Source organism: Sporolactobacillus sp. PKPK-6 (genome assembly GCF_056678885.1).
The window spans coordinates 257,820-275,141 of the sequence record NZ_JBWXPA010000002.1 but is presented as its reverse complement, the minus strand read 5'-3'; the positions used below and the strand labels follow the sequence as shown (position 1 = coordinate 275,141).

The 17,322-nt window shown below is 44.1% G+C and carries 18 protein-coding genes and 1 other annotated feature; of the genes, 17 read left to right on the top strand and 1 reads right to left on the bottom strand.

What is annotated here, in order from left to right; all coding sequences use genetic code 11:
* The first annotated feature begins 82 nt into the window (after nucleotides 1-82).
* From AC1MBV_RS12290 to obgE, 16 genes are all read left to right on the top strand, one after another.
* The gene (locus AC1MBV_RS12290; RefSeq protein WP_480948397.1) at nucleotides 83-1,780 is read left to right on the top strand and encodes a sensor domain-containing diguanylate cyclase; all 1,698 of its coding nucleotides are present in this window, start codon (nucleotides 83-85) and stop codon (nucleotides 1,778-1,780) included.
* Nucleotides 1,781-1,953: 173 nt separating this feature from the next.
* Nucleotides 1,954-2,958 (top strand): SPOR domain-containing protein, encoded by a 1,005-nt coding sequence (locus AC1MBV_RS12285; RefSeq protein ID WP_480948396.1) that lies wholly within the window; start codon nucleotides 1,954-1,956, stop codon nucleotides 2,956-2,958.
* 187 nt (nucleotides 2,959-3,145) lie between these two features.
* Nucleotides 3,146-3,832, top strand: a complete 687-nt coding sequence (gene radC, locus AC1MBV_RS12280; protein WP_304654712.1) for a RadC family protein — start codon at nucleotides 3,146-3,148, stop codon at nucleotides 3,830-3,832.
* A gap of 114 nt (nucleotides 3,833-3,946) precedes the next feature.
* A complete protein-coding gene (locus tag AC1MBV_RS12275; RefSeq protein ID WP_255745582.1) occupies nucleotides 3,947-4,990 on the top strand; it encodes a rod shape-determining protein in 1,044 nt (347 codons plus the stop codon).
* Nucleotides 4,991-5,025: 35 nt separating this feature from the next.
* The gene (mreC, locus tag AC1MBV_RS12270) at nucleotides 5,026-5,895 is read left to right on the top strand and encodes a rod shape-determining protein MreC (protein ID WP_480948395.1); all 870 of its coding nucleotides are present in this window, start codon (nucleotides 5,026-5,028) and stop codon (nucleotides 5,893-5,895) included.
* Complete coding sequence (gene mreD, locus AC1MBV_RS12265) at nucleotides 5,892-6,407, top strand: rod shape-determining protein MreD (protein WP_480948394.1); 516 nt, start codon at nucleotides 5,892-5,894, stop codon at nucleotides 6,405-6,407. Before mreC ends, mreD begins: the two co-directional genes overlap by 4 nt.
* 134 nt (nucleotides 6,408-6,541) lie before the next feature.
* Complete coding sequence (minC, locus tag AC1MBV_RS12260; protein ID WP_255745578.1) at nucleotides 6,542-7,234, top strand: septum site-determining protein MinC; 693 nt, start codon at nucleotides 6,542-6,544, stop codon at nucleotides 7,232-7,234.
* Between the two features lie 25 nt (nucleotides 7,235-7,259).
* A complete protein-coding gene (gene minD / locus AC1MBV_RS12255) occupies nucleotides 7,260-8,057 on the top strand; it encodes a septum site-determining protein MinD (protein ID WP_255745577.1) in 798 nt (265 codons plus the stop codon).
* Nucleotides 8,058-8,799: 742 nt separating this feature from the next.
* The gene (locus AC1MBV_RS12250) at nucleotides 8,800-9,585 is read left to right on the top strand and encodes a peptidoglycan DD-metalloendopeptidase family protein (protein WP_480948393.1); all 786 of its coding nucleotides are present in this window, start codon (nucleotides 8,800-8,802) and stop codon (nucleotides 9,583-9,585) included.
* A complete protein-coding gene (locus AC1MBV_RS12245; RefSeq protein WP_480948392.1) occupies nucleotides 9,578-10,417 on the top strand; it encodes a M50 family metallopeptidase in 840 nt (279 codons plus the stop codon). Before AC1MBV_RS12250 ends, AC1MBV_RS12245 begins: the two co-directional genes overlap by 8 nt.
* A gap of 85 nt (nucleotides 10,418-10,502) precedes the next feature.
* Nucleotides 10,503-11,630 carry a ribonuclease E/G gene (locus AC1MBV_RS12240; protein ID WP_480948391.1) on the top strand — a complete coding sequence of 376 codons (1,128 nt, stop codon included), beginning with the start codon at nucleotides 10,503-10,505 and terminating at the stop codon, nucleotides 11,628-11,630.
* A 78-nt stretch (nucleotides 11,631-11,708) separates the two neighbouring features.
* Nucleotides 11,709-11,785: a sequence feature (ribosomal protein L21 leader region), on the top strand.
* 49 nt (nucleotides 11,786-11,834) lie between these two features.
* A complete protein-coding gene (rplU, locus tag AC1MBV_RS12235; RefSeq protein ID WP_255745572.1) occupies nucleotides 11,835-12,143 on the top strand; it encodes a 50S ribosomal protein L21 in 309 nt (102 codons plus the stop codon).
* An 11-nt stretch (nucleotides 12,144-12,154) separates the two neighbouring features.
* Nucleotides 12,155-12,484, top strand: a complete 330-nt coding sequence (locus tag AC1MBV_RS12230) for a ribosomal-processing cysteine protease Prp (RefSeq protein WP_255745570.1) — start codon at nucleotides 12,155-12,157, stop codon at nucleotides 12,482-12,484.
* A gap of 14 nt (nucleotides 12,485-12,498) precedes the next feature.
* Nucleotides 12,499-12,795: a 50S ribosomal protein L27 gene (gene rpmA / locus AC1MBV_RS12225; protein WP_255745568.1), complete on the top strand. Its 297-nt coding sequence runs from the start codon at nucleotides 12,499-12,501 to the stop codon at nucleotides 12,793-12,795.
* 321 nt (nucleotides 12,796-13,116) lie between these two features.
* Nucleotides 13,117-13,638 (top strand): Spo0B domain-containing protein, encoded by a 522-nt coding sequence (locus AC1MBV_RS12220; protein ID WP_480948390.1) that lies wholly within the window; start codon nucleotides 13,117-13,119, stop codon nucleotides 13,636-13,638.
* 10 nt (nucleotides 13,639-13,648) lie between these two features.
* Nucleotides 13,649-14,932 (top strand): GTPase ObgE, encoded by a 1,284-nt coding sequence (obgE, locus tag AC1MBV_RS12215; RefSeq protein WP_480948784.1) that lies wholly within the window; start codon nucleotides 13,649-13,651, stop codon nucleotides 14,930-14,932.
* 9 nt (nucleotides 14,933-14,941) lie between these two features.
* Here the strand turns inward: obgE and AC1MBV_RS12210 are convergent, their stop codons facing one another.
* Entirely contained in the window at nucleotides 14,942-15,478 is a 537-nt protein-coding gene (locus AC1MBV_RS12210) for a transcription repressor NadR (protein ID WP_255745564.1), read from the bottom strand.
* A gap of 234 nt (nucleotides 15,479-15,712) precedes the next feature.
* On the opposite strand from AC1MBV_RS12210, the gene AC1MBV_RS12205 reads away from it, so the two are divergent.
* Nucleotides 15,713-17,251 (top strand): LysM peptidoglycan-binding domain-containing protein, encoded by a 1,539-nt coding sequence (locus AC1MBV_RS12205; protein WP_480948389.1) that lies wholly within the window; start codon nucleotides 15,713-15,715, stop codon nucleotides 17,249-17,251.
* Nucleotides 17,252-17,322: the final 71 nt, after the last annotated feature.

Sequence of the window (17,322 nt, the reverse complement as noted above, 5' to 3'; positions counted from 1 at the left end):
ATTATTAGTAGTAAAATAGTATTAGGATAATAGATGATCAATCTCCAAAATCGCACAGGCTAGCATAAAGGAGGAAGTGCGATTGTCCATAATAAAACAACGGGTAATTACTGCTATTTGGATCCTGACATTCTTTTTTTCTCTGCCGATCATTTATACGATCGATCCGCCGCGGAACATTACACCTGCTTCTTTATTAACTGTGACGATTGTTTTTGTACTTACCGGACTCTTTAGTTTTAAAGTAAAAGGAACGGATATTATTGTTCTCCAAGGTATTGGACTCGCTACATTCTTGATTTTCGGATTCTTCGTTGAAACGTTAATGACGCAATTTTGTATTATTGTTTATTTGCTCACTCAGAGAATTGGAAAAACGGATGCCTACCGCATTCCAATTAATTTGACTATGTTTTTACTTGTTTCCATTTCATCTGGATCAACTTATTTTGCACTGGGTGGAAAAGCGACGGAGGTTACAGTTAATGTTCTTGAACTGAGTTTGCTCCCGATTTTTGGTTTTTACTTCTCAGCATATTTGGCAAATACGGTTGCACTTATGTTCATTCGCAAATGGCTTTTAAGTACTCCTATTAAGGTTAAGATGTTTGACCGAGATTCTGTGTGGGAAATCACAATTACCCTATTAATGATGCCGCTGGGTATTGCTTTTTACCTAATGTATGCGTCCTGGGCCTGGCTGGGGATGCTGATGATTGCGATACCAATGGTTACACTTTCAATTATCATGCGTCAAATCAACAATAACCAAGAATTAATTCGTTTCTTGCAAAGTGTCAATCATTTTGGCCAGCAACTTACAGAAGAACTGTCTGTCAGTCATGTCTTCGATCTGCTTTTTGAAAAAATGCCGACCATGCTTCCGGTTGATTATCTCTATGTGGTTTTGTACACTCAGCCTGAACGGCCGAAGCTTGTCCGGATGTACAGAAAGGACCAAGGTGAATTCTTTGTGCCCTTCCAGCAAGAAGCAGATATCAGCCTGAGTGTTTTCAGGCAAGCAAAGGCGATTATCGGATCAGGGAATGCGGGTGATCTGTACCCTTTTCTCGATGCGCTTTCGAATGGACAAGCAAAATCATATCTTTCTGTACCCATGATGCATCGCGGGCAGGTGATCGGTGTGATGACGCTGGCATCCCACATGTCGAAATCTTATACGAACACCAGCAGAATTGGTATCGAGATTGTCGGCGATTTCCTCGCAATCAGCCTTGAAAACGCGAAGAATTTTGAAATTCGCAAGAAAGAAAGCGAGCGCTGTCCGCTCACCGACTTGTTTAACTATCGATATATGATGAAAGCAATCAATAAAATGTATAATAATCCATCATTAGAGGTCTTTTCGATTATTATGATGGACATTGACAATTTTAAACAGATTAACGATACGTACGGACATCAGAACGGCAATGCTATTTTGATCGGTGTCGCCAATCGTCTGCGAAAAACAGTCGGTCATAAGGGCACGGTTGCCCGGTATGGAGGCGAAGAGTTCACAGTACTTTTACCGGGAATGGATCGAAATATGTGCTTTGCAATTGCAGAAACGATTCGACTGGCAGTTGCTGCAGAAGCATTTATGATTTTCAACGAATCGGAGAACCGCTATGACAAGATTCTTGTCACCATAAGTTTGGGTACATCGACTGCGCCGGTTGATGCGACAGATCCTTCTGAACTGATTTACAATGCGGATCACGCTATGTATAAAGGAGCCAAGCAGCAAGGGAAAAACCGCGTTGCTCGTTATATTTAATTGAAAGGACCTTGTACTGATTCCGCCTGATCGCTTAAATACATGAATTTGTGAAAAAAACAGCGAAAAAAATTGTGGACGAGACGACAAATGTCTCGTCCTTTTTTATTTCTGCTATGCTAAGCTATTCGGAAGCAGAGTTTCGTTTCGTGTAAGGGGGATCGATGGTCGATATGCCCGAAAAAAACAAAAAAATGCCTCAAGTAACGATTACATTCAATGGGAAAAAGCACACGATGGAAGAATGGACAAGGCGTGAGACAGCGGCAGATAAGGATAAGTCTTTGGACTGGAATGCCGCGTTCTCCGAAGAGCATGTACCAACGGACCGTCAAACGCAAACGATTGTCGATGAGGATGCATTTGTTAAACCGAAGCATTTTATTTTAAATCGAAGAAAGAAATGGCACTCGTCTTCGAGCAAATCATTCGGTCCGTTAGCGACAATTCGGTTCATTTGGCTTCCGGCAGCTGCTGCTTTAGTTGTCGGCCTCGCGATTGGTCTGACGATGCTTATGATTTTCAATGAGCAGAATCCGAAATCTAATGATACATGGACGAGTAACAATGAATCAGCTCAATCGGGTAAAGAAAGCTCAGAAGCGGTGTCGAAAAACGATCTGAATTTGTCCGTTTATGTCATTCAGGCAGGACTTTTTGGTTCAACTGACAAAGCGGAGCAGATCGCAAGTGAGCTTCGCAACCATGGACCGGCTGCAGTGATGCCGGTTACAGGAGGAACAGCAATTTTTGTCGGTGTTGCCCAGACGGATGCAGGAGCGACTCAATTGCTCGCCCATTTTAAAGGCCTAGGAATGACTGTGTTCAAAAAGAAAATACCTATTAAGGCTAGTCAGACGATCTTAAAGAAACAAGCACAGTCCGATGCAGCACTGGACAATAAAAAATTGATTCAGGAATTACTTTCATTAATGGAACAATCGAAGAACGGCACGCGTGCGGCAAATGCCAATTCATTGAAAACGGTGGACAAACTTTATCAGAATGCGGCAAAAAGTGCTGAAAATACAAAAGCGAAATCTTTACTAAATCATGCGAGGATGGCACGCCAAGCGATCGGAAAAGTGTCGAATGAGAATTATAGTGCTCAATTTCTTGCTCTGCAGCAGGAACTTTTGAATACACTTGCTGATTATAATGATCTCGTCCATCCATAATGTTAGAAAAATTTAATTTAGTCGGATTTTCTATTTTTGTGACATAAACATGAGATCTATGTCGAAAATAATGAGCAACAGCCTGCAAAACCTTCACGTTTTCACTGTTTTCCATTCTGCAGAGTTTTCTGAAACAAGATATGCTGTATTTTAACAGGTATTGCCATGCAGAATGGAGGAATTGAAAATGGTCAAGAATATTATGATGAAGGATGTACCCCAGGAGGATCGCCCGAGAGAACGTTTGATTCGCGAAGGTGCATCTGCTCTTTCCAGTCAGGAGCTGCTGGCTATTCTTTTACATTCGGGCACCAGAAATGAATCTGTTATGCAGCTTGCCGAACGCCTTGTCTGTCGTTTTGAGGGACTGGATCTCCTCAAGGAAGCGAGCATCGAAGAATTAAAACAGGTCAAGGGTATTGGCACAGCAAAGGCAGTTCAGCTTCTGGCGGGATTCGAAATTGGGCAGCGGATGGCGAGAATGGTTCATGATTCCCGCTACGCGATCCGCTCACCTGAAGACGGGGCAGACTATGTCATGGAAGAGCTGCGTGTCTTGAAGCAGGAACACTTTGTCGTGTTGTTCCTGAATACAAAGAATCAAGTGCTGCACAAGAAAACAATCTTTGTCGGAAGTTTGAATGCGTCCATTGTTCATCCGCGTGAGGTATTCAAGGAAGCGGTCAGGCAATCTGCTGCGTCCATTATTTGTTTTCATAATCACCCAAGCGGTGATCCGACGCCCAGCCGAGAAGATATCGACGTTACCAAGCGTCTTGCTTCATGCGGGAAGATGCTCGGTGTTGATGTTTTGGACCATATTGTGATTGGTGATCGGCGTTTTATCAGTTTGAAGCAGAAAGGCTTACTTTAATGAGTGGGACTAGGCAGAGATTTTACGGTCATTTCGCTCAGCCCCTATAAATTCAAGATCAATTAAGATATAATCAAGTGTATGAGTTTTGCAACCTGAAGGGAGATTACATAGATGTTTGGCGGATTTTCTAGAGATATGGGCATAGACCTTGGTACGGCGAACACTTTAGTGTACGTAAAAGGAAAAGGTGTTGTCGTCAGAGAACCATCTGTCGTTGCTCTGCACACGGATACCGGCTTGATTGAAGCGGTAGGAACTCCGGCTAAGAATATGATCGGACGTACGCCTGGCAATATCGTAGCCGTTCGGCCAATGAAAAATGGTGTCATTGCGGATTTTGAAACAACAGCGACCATGATGAAATATTTTATAAATCAAGCGCAAAAGCAGCGCTCAATATTTTCACGCAAACCTAATGTGATGGTCTGTGTTCCATCCGGAATTACGGCCGTTGAAAAACGTGCGGTTGAAGACGCAACAAAGCAGGCTGGTGCACGCGAAGCATATACGATTGAGGAACCTTTTGCAGCTGCTGTCGGAGCAGATCTTCCGGTCTGGGAACCGACAGGAAGCATGGTAGTCGATATAGGCGGAGGAACAACTGAGGTTGCTATTATTTCGCTTGGCGGAATTGTAACCAGTCAGTCCATCCGAATTGCCGGAGACGATATGGATGAAGCGATCATTCAGTACGTAAAGAAAACCTACAATCTGATGATTGGCGAACGTTCGGCGGAATCGTTAAAAATTGAAATTGGTTCTGCCGGAGGATCGGAAGAAATGGAAAATGCAAAGATGGAAGTGCGCGGCAGGGATCTTCTGTCTGGTCTTCCTAAAACGATCGAAGTGTCGGGTAAGGAAATAGCCTCAGCACTGCATGACTCAGTCAATCAAATTGTTGAAGCAGTAAAGGTAACCCTTGAAAAAACGCCGCCAGAACTTGCAGCGGATATTATGGATCGGGGAATTGTGCTGACCGGAGGCGGAGCGCTTCTGAATAATTTGGATCATGTGCTCAGCGATGAGACTAAAATGCCGGTTATTGTAGCGGAAAGTCCACTCGATTGCGTCGCAATCGGTACGGGCCGTTCATTAGAAAATTTGCCTTTAATTCGTTCAAAGGCGAATTCGATTTCCGCTGCCAAAAGAAAATAATTCAGTTCAAAGTTAATAATTAAGCAGGTGTCCGTATGCCTTCATTCTTTTCAAATAAAAAATTAATTGTCCTCTTGACCAGTCTGATTGTTCTTATTGCGCTTATCAGCTATTCATTAAAAGAAGGTACGCGCGCAACATGGACCGAACAATTCGTTCAGGACGTTGTTGGAGGGTTTCAATATGTTGTCAATGTGCCCGCTCGCTATGTAGCGGGTTTCTTTGAGAATGTCAGCGATATTGAAAATGCCTATAAAGAAAATAAACGTTTAAAAGAAAATTTAACAAATTATGCAAGTGTCGAACAAGAGAACAGAGATCTGACTTCGCAAAATAAGGAACTGAAGGCACAGCTGGGTATGAAGAATGATCCTTCTCTCTCTGAGTACACAAAGTATTCGGCGACATTAATCAGTCGTTCGTATGATCAGTGGAACCAGCTTCTTACGCTTGATAAAGGAAAAGTAAATGGAATAAAGAATGGAATGCCGGTCATTACTTCGGGGAAGCGCTTGGTTGGAAGTGTGACTAAGGTTGGCAACTTTACAAGTAAAGTTTCGCTTATTTCCGATGATCAAAATGTTAACCAGATATCCGCCATGATTGAACCGAAGAATGGTGACACCATCTATGGCATGATTGAAGGTTATAACCAGAACAAAGGAACACTTCTTTTTGGCAAAATACCAATTAAGGCAAAAGTTAAAAAGGGACAGACGGTTACCACTTCGGGCTTGAGCGGTAAATATTCAAAGGGGCTCGTGATTGGCACCGTACAAAGTGTGTCAACGGACCAGTACGGACTCACAAAAGCGGCTCAGATAAAACCGGCGGCTGATTTGAATCATTTAAACTACGTGCTTGTTATTGAGAAAAAGAAGCAAGTGGGGGGGAAGGGAAATTGAAGCAGAGTAAAATCTTCATCCTTCTCTTCTTTCTCTTTCTCATTCAGGGCACAGTGATGCCGCTTATCCCCTTTTATTCTGTTGGAAACAACGTTCAGATCATTTCTGAATTTGTTTTAGTAGCGTTGCTCATGCTTGCTTTCTTCGGATCACTGAGTTGGGGATTGAAGTATGCTATTTTGTTTGGGTTTTTAATTGATATTGTTTATGCATCTGTTCTAGGTGTTTATGCTTTTTCTCTGACACTTACTGTATATTTAGTGTATTCGATATCCAAATGGGTGAACATGAACACTGCTATGACCGTTCTGCTTGTTGCGGTTGGTGTCTGTATGCAGCAGTTTGAGGTTTATGTGATTTATCTGATGATCGGCGTGACCGATCAGCAACTCGGGTTTTTCTTTCAATTCCGTCTTCTACCTACAGTATGCTTAAATGCGGTTTTTACTATGCTTATTTACTATCCGTTCAGACGTTTTTTTGAAAGGCTCTCGGACGGGATTGAAAAATAAATCCGATCAAGCCGATAAATGTATCGTTGGAGCTTTTACACTTTTTGTTTCAAATGTTTTGAATCTGTTTCGTTTCTATGAAGGATTTTTCCCTTCTCATATTGAATATCAAACATATCGAGGTGAAAATCCCGATGTCAGCCACTCAGCCACTTGTAACGATGAAAGGCAGGAAGGACGGCCTTGTACTCGTTATGGACGAAGCTTGTGCTTATCGTGATTTGGTGCGTGAACTTAAAGAAAAACTAGCGGCGAATACTAACCTATATAAAGAGGGTCCCGTTATCTCAGTTAAAGTTCAAGCGGGAAACCGCTATATAAGCGAGGTTCAACGCGATCAGCTAAAAGAAATTATCCATTCTTTTGATCATTTGAAAGTTGAAGATATTCAATCGAACGTGATGACTCTTGAAGATATTGCAAAGAAAAAGGCACAGGAGAAGATTGTACCGATCGCTCGAATCATTCGTTCCGGACAGGTGCTCTCAGTTGAAGGTGATTTGCTTCTTGTCGGTGACGTTAACCCGGGAGGAACGGTTTCGGCAACCGGAAACATCTATATATTTGGAGCGCTTCGAGGTGTTGCTGCGGCAGGTTCAGACGGCGACGGTAAAGATGCGGTGATTGTCGCTTCAATAATGAAACCGACACAGCTCAAAATCGGACAAGTCATCAGTCGAAATGAGAATGGCTCGGTGGAAGAAATGAAAGAAGATCACTTACTTGAATGTGCCTATTTGGATGAAAAAATCGGAAAGATTGTTATCGATCGAGTGCATGCAGCATTAAAGAAACGGAATCTGTCACTAGTGCTTGAGAAGTTGTAAGATTTATGGAAAAGGGGTGTAAACGATGGGGGAAGCAATCGTTGTGACTTCAGGCAAAGGCGGTGTCGGAAAAACGACGACGTCCGCGAATGTCGGCACGGTACTGGCCTTACAGGGGAAGAAAGTCTGTCTGGTGGATACGGACATCGGTTTGCGTAATTTAGACGTTGTTATGGGGCTGGAGAACCGTATTATTTATGATCTTGTGGATGTGGCACAAGGTCGGTGCAAGCTGAATCAGGCGCTGGTTAAAGATAAACGCTTCGAGTGTCTCAGCATGCTTCCTGCAGCACAGACAACGGACAAAACAGCTGTCAAGCCTTCTGAGATGAAGAAAATGGTTGACGAATTGAAATCAGACTTTGATTATGTGATTATTGATTGCCCGGCAGGAATCGAACGCGGATTCAGAAACGCAGTTGCGGGTGCAGATCACGCAATCGTTGTGACAACACCGGAAATATCTTCAGTGCGTGATGCAGACCGAATTATCGGGTTGCTGGAGCAGGAGAAACAAATTACGCCGCCTCGATTAATCATCAATCGCATACGGCAGCATTTGCTGAAAAGCGGAGAAATGCTGGAAATTGATGAGATCATGAATATCCTGGCGATCGATCTGCTCGGAATTGTTGTCGATGACGATGGTGTGATCTCATCTTCAAATAAAGGTGAGCCGGTTGCACTCAATCCATCATCAAAGGCTGCCCAAGCTTACCGAAACATCGGCAGGCGCATCCTGGGCGAGACGGTACCGCTGATGGTACTTGATGAGAAAAACGGATTTTTCCATCGTTTTAAGTCGTTGCTCGGCATGCGATAAATTGGTTTAAAAAGGCGGCTGCACGCGGATGTATATCTGCGCGGCAGCCGCTTTTTTTAACAGGGTAAAGAAACATTCATGACCCGCTTGAGGGGCGCGGAACACCGTTTGAATGAAAACACCATTGTGATAAAGTGCCATGTATTTACATCGCTTTTCCTTGCTGGTACGACGATATGGTTATAAGATGCTGAGTTTTAATCTGCACTTATCGGTTGAGCGATCAGGGAAATCGCCCAATCTGATAAATAGACGGAGAAATTCCCCCTATTTAGAAAATGAATAAAAATATAGCTTAAATAGACGGATAAATTCCGCTTATCGAGTCGAAAAACATGGAAAATAGAAGGTTTTGCTTTGCATAACTGGAGAAATTCCCCTTATATACCCATGAAAAAATCTCCATGATGCATATAACCGGAAAATTTCCGCTTATTTTACTCATTACATATTTAGGACCAGAATGCTTTATGAACAGAAGTGAAATGGAAGAACTTTCGCTTAATGCGCATGTGTTCTGAACGCAACGCGAAAGCCACCGCATCCCGCGGAAGTAAGAACCGGGCGTTTTTGTGCCCTGTTTTTCTTATCTCTCATAATTTTCGCTTTGTCGGCATACAGTCCTTTTAGAAGGCAAGTCCAAAGAATTGAAATTTATTGACCTGCACATAGCCGTACCCGAACGTATGGATTAAAAGAAAAACGGACAAGGGCAGAAAGGAAGCCGACGATGAGGGACTTTATGGATTATAAACGAAGACATGAGCAACGAAAACAAAGAAAATTAATGATGCTGCAGACCTCGCCTAAGCCTTTTATGGAATATAAGCATGGTAGCGGAGGCAGGCGTGATTTCCAATCTCCCTACTTTGAACCGTTTGATGAACAAAGACAGCCGCCCGTGCATCATGGGCGTCGATTCTTGCTTCAATGTGTTCTTTCTGCATTACTTGTTGGGTCTGCTTATTGGGTAAATAATGCTGCAGGAAGTCAATTTCAGGCCATCAAAAGCTCAATTAATACGGCGATGACACAAGAATTCCAATTTGCTGCCGTTTCGAGTTGGTATGAGAAGAATTTAGGTGATCCGATCAGCTTTCTGCCTAGTTTCAAAAGTGACTCAGTCAACACCGCAAATGGAGGAAGCACGAGTACGAAAGAGAAAAGTAAGACGTCTTCTTTTGCTGACCCGGTCGTCGGCGAAGTGAAATTACCCTACAGCAGTCAATCCAAGGGTGTTATCGTCGAAACCACGTCACATTCTGAAGTCAAGGCAGCAAAAGACGGTCTTGTTGTGTTTGTCGGAAAAAAGAAAAACATTGGCGAGACGGTCGTCATTCAGCATAAAGACAGTGATGAATCATGGTATGGAAAACTAGACAAGGCAAATGTAAAGGTGTACCAGGAGGTGAAAAAAGGTCAGAAAATCGGCATTACCTCCGAAAAAAACAAAAAAGGAACTTTCTATTTCGCATTGAAAAAGGGTGAAAAATTTATCGACCCCATTCAGGTGATGTCCTTTGACTAGTTTACTGCCGAAAATTAGAATACATCCTGTATTTTGGTTGGTTATCGCCGCTGGAACGCTGACCGGCCATTTATGGGAGACGGCGATCGCATTTCTGATTGTCCTTATTCATGAACTCGGCCACGCCATTGCGGCAAAAGGATTCGGCTGGAATGTCATTGAAATCGAGCTGCTGCCTTTCGGCGGTGTTGCAAAACTGGATGAGCATGAAGCACATCCTTTTTATCAAGAAATTATCGTCCTTCTTGCTGGACCGCTCCAAAATGTTTGGCTGCCGCTGCTTTCCTATGCAATGCTTGGCTTGCCGTTCTGGGGAACAGACCAGCATCATCTGTTTTTGGCACAAAACAGTGCATTGCTTCTTTTTAACCTGTTGCCCATTTGGCCTTTAGACGGCGGGCGCCTTTTGCATGTGCTGTTGGAAATTGTCTATCCATTTAAACCTGCATATAAAAAAATGCTGTATTTTTCTGCGGCTGCCTTACTGCTCTTCAGTATCCTGACATTTTGGCGCTATCCTTTTTCGCTTAATCTTTGGGTGATCGTACTCTTTATTCTTATTGCACTCTATAAAGAGCGGCGTGTCTTGCCGCTTCGATTTATTCGCTTCCTGCTTGCTCTTTCAAATACTAAGTATCGATTTGTTCGATTAAAACGGCTGAAAGTAACGGGGGATGCACCACTTTCCGCAGTTTTCTCTCTATATTACAAAAATGCGGAGCACCGCATTCATATTGTTGGAGAAAAGAATTCTGATATCGATGGAAGAAGGCTCGCAAACGACTATTTCAAAGGTAGCTGTGAAGGTGATACAATCAATGACTGCCGCTGAATGGCGCGTGATTTGCACCGTTTGTCCGCATTTGCGATAATGGAAACGAATGTGGAAAGCTGGTGATGTTGTGTCCAAAGAGTCTGTGACTGTAGTATTGGAAAAAGAAAACAAAGGTGTGCGTGCTGCTCTTCTTGAGAATGAGTCGGTTGTTTCTTTTTATTATCAATCTGATGCAAACGACGTCCGGGTCGGCGATCTTTTCATCGGACGGATTCTGAAAAATCGTTTTAGCCAAGTAGGCTGGTTCGTTGACCTTGGCGATGGACAAAGCGGCTTTCTGCCGAACCATAAACAGCGTCCGGATCACACAGTGAAACCAGATGAGCGGATTATTGTACAAGTAGATAAGGAAGAACGGGATGGAAAGGTTCCGGAGCTGACGGAGCAAGTCCAAATCAAAGGAAAAAACTTGATTTTTCTACCTTTTAGTCCCTATGTTGCCGTCTCAAGACGTCTACCGGAAAATCTGCGCGAGCATTTAAAAAAAAAGGTGTCGGAGTGGTGCGCTCCGGGTGAAGGCGCTATAATTCGTACGCAAGCTGGCGAACAGGATCTTGCCGCAATTCTAGAGGAATTTAAGTCCTTAAAAGGCATCGCGTCCACTTTAATTTGCACTGCAAAAAATGTTTCTTCAGAGAAAAGAGTCCTGCGCCAATTTTCATTTGCCACGGCACTTTTGAATGAAAATCATTTTCCGCAAACGAGCACGGTAATCGCTAATTTTTTAATCAATCAAGATGCACTCCCGCCAAATACGAAATTCATATATAAAGAACATCAAGATCTTTTCAGTTACCTTAATCTTGAATCAGCCTATAAGGCTGCACTGCGGCCCTATGTGCCCCTTGAATCCGGAGCATCATTAATGATCGAATATACAGAGGCACTCACAGCAATTGATGTGAACTCAGGTTCGACAGCTATTCATAACAATTGGGAGGAGACAGCTTTTCGTATTAATCAGTCAGCAGCTAAAGAAATTGCTAAGCAACTGCGGCTGCGACAAATCGGCGGTATGGTCGTCATCGATTTTCTTCGTATGGAAAAGGATGAAAATCGGTATCAATTGCTCCATGAACTTGACTGTTTAACGAAAAATGATCCGAATGCTGTACAAGTATTCGGATTTACTCGATTGGGACTAGTTGAATTGGTTCGCAGAAGACAGCGCTGCGGTCTTCGTGATCGATTCATTCAGGAAGAGAATTAAGTGGGATGGTTTATTGACAGGTAAACCAGCGTTGTGTTATCATACTCCTGTTATTGTGTTGTTAGAGGACTTAGGAGCATCTCGCTCCAACCGCTCAGAACTGGCCTTAATGTCTATGATAGGACAGCCTTTCTCTGGCGAGTCTGAGAATGACAGGTTCGGACAATCTTTTTCCGAACACGATCCTAAAGGAGGTGCATCAGAATGTATGCAATTATTGAAACCGGAGGCAAGCAGCTGAAGGTAGAAGAAGGAAAGTCGATTGTTGTTGAAAAGCTTGCTGCAGAAGCAGGCGATACGGTTACTTTCGACAAGGTGCTTTTTGTTGGCGGTGAAGACGTTAAGGTCGGTGCTCCGACTGTTGAAGGCGCTAGTGTTACTGCGAAGGTCGTTGAACAAGGACGCGACAAGAAAATTGTCGTTTTCAAGTTTAAGAAGAGAAAGAATTATCGTCGTAAACAAGGGCACAGACAACCGTTCACGAAAGTTGTGATTGAAAAGATCAATGCTTGAGGTGAACTCCGGTGGTTGTTTTAACTGTTCGGCGCGATCATTATGGAAAAATCTTTGCTTTTAAATTAACCGGTCATGCGGACAGCGGTCCTCATGGGCAAGACTTGGTTTGTGCGGCGGTTTCGGCTGTTGCATTTGGATCAGTCAATGCCGTGGAATCACTTGCCAACCTGAAAATGGATGTACGGCAAAAGAATGACGGCGGTTATCTTGAATGCGGAATTTCCGATTGCCCAGCCGATGCCAATCTGGAAAAAGCTCAATTGATTTTGGAAGCGATGCTGGTCTCAATGCGAACGATTGAAAAGTCCTACGGGCAATATATCCGAATTAGCGATTAAGGAGGTGCTTCGGCATGTTGAAATTAGATCTTCAGTTTTTCTCATCGAAAAAAGGTGTAGGTAGTACAAAAAACGGCCGTGATTCCATTTCGAAACGTCTGGGTGCTAAAAGAGCAGACGGACAATTGGTGACAGGCGGCTCGATTCTGTACCGTCAACGCGGAACGAAGATTTATCCTGGAACGAACGTTGGCCGCGGCGGCGATGATACGCTGTTCGCAAAAGCTGATGGTGTTGTTAAGTTTGAAAAGTTCGGTCACAACCGCAAAAGAGTAAGTGTCTATCCGGTAGATGCAGTTAAAGAAGCTTAATGATTCTTTCATTGCGATGAACGAACTGAGGCGGCGGATGATTTTTTGCGCAAGCAAAAAATAGCATCTGCCGCTTCTTTTTATACTATAAGAGAGTTTATAATTTTAAGGAAAATAGTATAAGTGCAACTAAGGCTTCACCTTCGGCAGAGGCTTGGCGAAGCCAAGTTTTCTAATATCGAAAATTATGAAGAACGGATTCCGGCAGCCAAAGACCAAATTAAAGATAATAAAGGTGTAGTACTGTAAGTCATTGTTCACAATCCGATCATGTGTATCTGTTATACTTGAGATGTAGATGATTGGGAAAGGATGGCAATGATGTTCAATACGGAAAAAAGTATCGAATTACTGAATTCGGCGCGACATGAGTATTTGAACGACCTTCAGTTGATCAAAGGATATCTTTTCTTAAATAAAAAGCAAAAAGTCGAGCAGATTATTGACCGAGTGACAGAAAAGCTGAACAATCAATCGCGGCTTGCTCATCTGCATATTCCGGAGTGTGCTGCTTTTTTGATGCAGTTCAGATGGTCGTCTCATGCGTTCAGTCTGATTTTCGAGGTGGACGGACCTGAGAGGGATCTGTCAGTTTATGATACAGAACTGATGGAGACTTTCCGTGAATATTTCACGATTATCGAACGCTATTCTGCTCCGATTGTAGATAATACGCTTCGCGTCGTTATTGAAACTGAGCCTGTACTACGGATTCATCTCTATTTTGAAGGTGAAATGGTTAACCAAAGGACTGCGACGGAACAATTAAACAAGCAGAATGTGAATCGTTCTTTTCAATGGGTTGAACACTATAAGATAAATAATGAATGTGATACAAGATGAGGTGGTCTATTTGTTTGTTGATCAAGTGAAAGTATTTGTCAAAGGCGGCGATGGCGGTAACGGCATGGTTGCCTTCAGACGTGAAAAATATGTGCCTGACGGCGGCCCAGCTGGAGGGGACGGCGGTAAAGGTTCAGATGTCATTTTTGAAGTGAACGAAGGTCTTCGGACATTGATGGATTTTCGCTACAAACGGCATTTTAAGGGCCAAAAAGGCGAAAATGGCAAAACCAAGAATCAGCATGGGAAAAGCGCGCAACCGCTCGTTGTTCAGGTTCCGCCGGGAACGGTGGTTAAGGATAATGCGACCGGACGAGTGATTGCTGATCTAACGGAGAACAATCAAAGAGCAGTGATTGCTGCCGGCGGACGCGGCGGACGCGGGAACACCCGCTTCTCAACACCTGCAAACCCGGCTCCCTATATTTCCGAAAATGGAGAACCAGGTCAAGAACTTGAGGTTCAACTTGAGTTGAAGCTACTTGCCGATGCCGGCCTCGTCGGATTTCCGAGTGTAGGAAAGTCAACACTCCTATCTGTTGTGACGTCGGCTAAGCCTAAAATTGCCGAGTACCACTTTACGACACTGGCTCCGAACCTTGGAGTAGTGGCTGTGGACGAAGGCCGAAGCTTTGTGCTTGCCGATCTTCCCGGATTGATCGAAGGCGCGAGCAGCGGAGCGGGACTTGGTTATCAATTTTTGCGCCATATTGAACGGACACGTGTCATTATTCACGTCGTAGATATGTCCGGGAGTGAGGGAAGAGATCCCTTTGATGATTATACCAAGATTAATGAAGAGCTAAAAAGCTATCAACTGCGTCTTCTTGAGCGTCCGCAAATCATTGCAGCTTCCAAAATGGATATGCCGGACGCCGAGAAGAATCTAGAGGCATTTAAGAAAAAAATTGATCCAAGTATAAAGATATTCCCAATTTCCTCATTGACGCAAGCCGGACTGAAAGAGTTAGTCGGGGAAGCCTATGAACTAATACTGACGACACCTGAATTTCCGATGGAACAACCAGAACAAGAGGACGGCAAGGCGTTGTACACATTTGAAAAAGAGGAAATTCCATTTACGATCACTGAAGATGAAGATGGAATCTTTAATGTGTCCGGGCCGAAAGTGGAACTATTATTCAAAATGACTAATTTTCAGCATGATGAAGCGATTCGGCGGTTTGCACGCCAACTGCGAGGCATGGGTGTTGATGACGCATTGCGCGCAAAAGGTGTGACCGAAGGCGATACTGTACGGATCATGGATTTTGAATTTGAATACACGGATTAAACAGGCAGGTTACAGCAGATAACCTGCCTGTTTTAATGCATGAACAGCATGCTCAATCTTTTCTGAAGTATCCGCTTCAAGCTCATGCAAATGAACACCGTCGGTCAATGAAGAAAGCAGAGAAGCACCTGTTTTTTCAAGATTTTCAACAAATTTAGTGACATCGGAGCGATTCCGTATCATTAAAGAGCGCGTAATCTCTCCGTACAATGGATGCTCCACCGTTACATTAAGCACGGTCACACCGCATGTGACAATGCGTGTAAGTTCATCTTCGGTTTCGCTGATCGTGTGATTACACGCGACGATTCTTTTTATTGTGTTAGACTGAGCCTTTTGTAGCAGAAGATAGCCTTGGGATGTGGCAATGATCTGCTTACCTTCAGCTTTGAGCAGTGAGATATCCTGAACAATAACCTGCCTGCTCACCTGCATTTCATCAGCAAGATCGTTACCTTTGATTGGATCCGCAGCCTTCTTAAGCCGTTCCATAATTGACGTTCTGCGTTCAACAGCGGATCTTCGTTTCTCTTTCTTCTGCTTCATCGTTAACACTCCATTGTTTATTTTGCGTCGGCCATTTAAATCTTCCGAGCAGCAGCTTGGTTCGCAAATTTTGATGTTTTAAGTATAAAACAAAAATAGGTGCCTGTGCATTATTAGCCATTTCGCTCGAAAAAAATTGGGACAGCAGCAAAGCAAGTTTCCTGTGCAAAGAGTGGCAAAAAGCCCAATGCAGCCATATATATAAAATGACTTTCACAGGAGGGATGGAGAACCGTGAAACTATATGTTGTCCAAAATGGCGATACTATGGAAAATATCGCAAGTAAACACGGAATGACTATTGACGAATTCAGGAAGATGAATACAAATTTAGACGAAAATTCATTAACCCAGGGAATGAAGGTGAAGGTAGCGATCGGCAAGCAGCCATTGAAGAGGGCCCTTTCAACAAATCAGCGTTCTGAAATTGTCCATCACCAAGCACCGCAGGCACCTGTCCATCAGGCTCCGGCCCAACCGGCACCTGTACAGCAAGCGCCCGTACAGCAAGCACCGGTACAACAGACAGCACCTGCACCTGCTCAACCGAAGGTAAAGATCGAAGCCGCTGAACAAAAACCAAATGCATCGGCCGGTACACAAACAGCAGGACAATCAACTTCTGATTACGCAAAAGTAATGTATCCAAAAAATCCCGAGTCGACGAGCTGGGCACCGACAGGTTCTGGATCGTATCCAAACTTTTCAACACCACAAGCCCCAACAGCAGTCAGCCCTGCTTCGCAAGGAAATGCGGGAACCGCAATGAGCCCGGCAAGCCAAGGAACAATGCCTTACTTTCCAGTGGGAAACCAAGGGAATGTGACAAGTCCATGGACGCAGGGACCAAATCAGGGAAGTATGGTAAGTCCATGGACACAAGGGTCAAATCAAGGAAATGTGACGAGCCCGTGGACACAGGGCCCGAATGCCGGTAGCACCATCAGTCCGTCAACTCAAGGTTCGAATCAAGGAAGTATGGTAAGTCCGTGGACACAAGGTCCGAATGCTGGCAGTGTAGTCAGTCCGGAAGCGCAAGGTTCAAACCAAGGAAGTATGGTAAGCCCATGGATGCAGGGACCGAATGCCGGGAGCGCAATAAGTCCAGCAACCCAAGGATCGAATCAAGGAAGTATGGTAAGCCCATGGATGCAGGGACCGAATGCCGGGAGCGCAATAAGTCCGGCAACCCAAGGATCGAATCAAGGAATGACTAGTCCATCCGTTCAGGGAAGCGGTGTCAATCCTTATTATCCAAATGCAGTAGGCGGTGCTGCTTCTCAGAAGCCGGTTTATCATCCAAACGATCAGATGGGGGCAAAGAGTCCATATTATCCGCAACTGCAGCCTTGGGCCGGTCAGCAACCGCAATTTCCGATTGGTCATGGAAAAGTGCAGCTTGATAAAGCTTATGTAGGCGGTCAAACAGCAGGCAGTAAGAAAACGATGCCGTGGACGAATCCACAAGTAGCGGGTACTGCGGCTAAACCACAGCAACCGCAAACCGTACCTGCCGGCAGCGGCAAAATGGCTCCAGTGCAGACGGATCCAATGGGAGGCTATCCATATCCGTTTGTGCCAAATAAATCACAAACAGGTAAACCATGTAATTGCGGCGGCCCCGCACCCTATTCGCCATATGGGAATGCACCAGTTGCCGGGTATTACGGCGGAAATCAACCGCCGCGTCCTCAGCCGATGCCGTATTGGGCAATGCCCAATGCATCCGCGCCGATTTACCAAGGAGGACAATCCGGAACGCCTAAAAAATAAAAAATTTTATGGGTAAATGCTGATCTTCAGCATGGATGCAGTCCCTGCATACGTCTTCTATTTTTTGCTAA

Coding starts and splice junctions, on each gene's coding strand:
- mreC (WP_480948395.1), top strand. CDS start 5,026: ATGCCTTCATTCTTTTCAAATAAAAAATTAATTGTCCTCTTGACCAGT.
- AC1MBV_RS12285 (WP_480948396.1), top strand. CDS start 1,954: ATGCCCGAAAAAAACAAAAAAATGCCTCAAGTAACGATTACATTCAAT.
- radC (WP_304654712.1), top strand. CDS start 3,146: ATGGTCAAGAATATTATGATGAAGGATGTACCCCAGGAGGATCGCCCG.
- AC1MBV_RS12220 (WP_480948390.1), top strand. CDS start 13,117: ATGTTCAATACGGAAAAAAGTATCGAATTACTGAATTCGGCGCGACAT.
- AC1MBV_RS12210 (WP_255745564.1), bottom strand. CDS start 15,478: ATGAAGCAGAAGAAAGAGAAACGAAGATCCGCTGTTGAACGCAGAACG.
- AC1MBV_RS12275 (WP_255745582.1), top strand. CDS start 3,947: ATGTTTGGCGGATTTTCTAGAGATATGGGCATAGACCTTGGTACGGCG.
- AC1MBV_RS12250 (WP_480948393.1), top strand. CDS start 8,800: ATGGATTATAAACGAAGACATGAGCAACGAAAACAAAGAAAATTAATG.
- minD (WP_255745577.1), top strand. CDS start 7,260: ATGGGGGAAGCAATCGTTGTGACTTCAGGCAAAGGCGGTGTCGGAAAA.
- rpmA (WP_255745568.1), top strand. CDS start 12,499: ATGTTGAAATTAGATCTTCAGTTTTTCTCATCGAAAAAAGGTGTAGGT.
- rplU (WP_255745572.1), top strand. CDS start 11,835: ATGTATGCAATTATTGAAACCGGAGGCAAGCAGCTGAAGGTAGAAGAA.
- minC (WP_255745578.1), top strand. CDS start 6,542: ATGTCAGCCACTCAGCCACTTGTAACGATGAAAGGCAGGAAGGACGGC.